Source organism: Mesorhizobium sp. PL10 (assembly GCF_053714315.1).
Genome location: NZ_JBSKBR010000176.1, coordinates 1 through 639 on the forward strand (window position 1 = coordinate 1; position 639 = coordinate 639).

Below are 639 nucleotides of genomic sequence, written 5' to 3' on the forward strand. Positions count from 1 at the left end.
CTGGACGGTCAAGTTCACCAAGGCCAAGCCGCAGGCAGATGGCACGATGCCGCCGGTTGATATCGCCATTCCCGCCTTTGGCTACCAGAACCACATCTCGATCGACCGCGAGCATGGGCTAATCCGCAAATGGCTGGCATCAGATGCGGCCGCCTACGAGGGAGCCAGGCTGCGCGAGGGTCTGCTCGACAAAACCAACACCGCCAAGAGCGTGTCGGCCGACACCGCCTACAGGTCGAACGCCAACGAGGCCTTCATGGACAAACAGGGCTTCATCAGCCGGGTCCATCGCAAGAAGCCGAAGGGCAAGCCGATGCCCGAAACCACCCGCCGCGCCAACAACCTCAAGTCAAAGGTGCGTTCGCGTGTCGAGCATGTCTTCGCCGAGCAGAAGAGCCGCATGGGGCTGTTCATCAGGACCATCGGCATCGAACGGGCCACGACGAAGATCGGCATGGCCAACATCCTCTACAACATGAAACGACTGATCTACCTGGATCGCATTGCTGTCGCATGAGCTACGGCCGAAAGGGCCAACGACTGCGCCGCGCAAACCAGCAATCGCTGCCGGGTGACCTATTTCGCGCGCCAAAATGGCCGGTCACGCTTCAGTCAGCATGTTGATCGAAGCGTCCAGCT

Annotated in this window: 1 protein-coding gene; it reads left to right on the forward strand. The window is 60.4% G+C overall.

Annotation, left to right across the window (positions count from 1 at the left end; genetic code table 11):
* Positions 1-517 (forward strand): transposase (locus ACWGTO_RS33725; protein WP_454578986.1); only part of this gene is annotated, 517 nt, incomplete at its 5' end.
* Between the last annotated feature and the right edge of the window lie 122 nt (positions 518-639).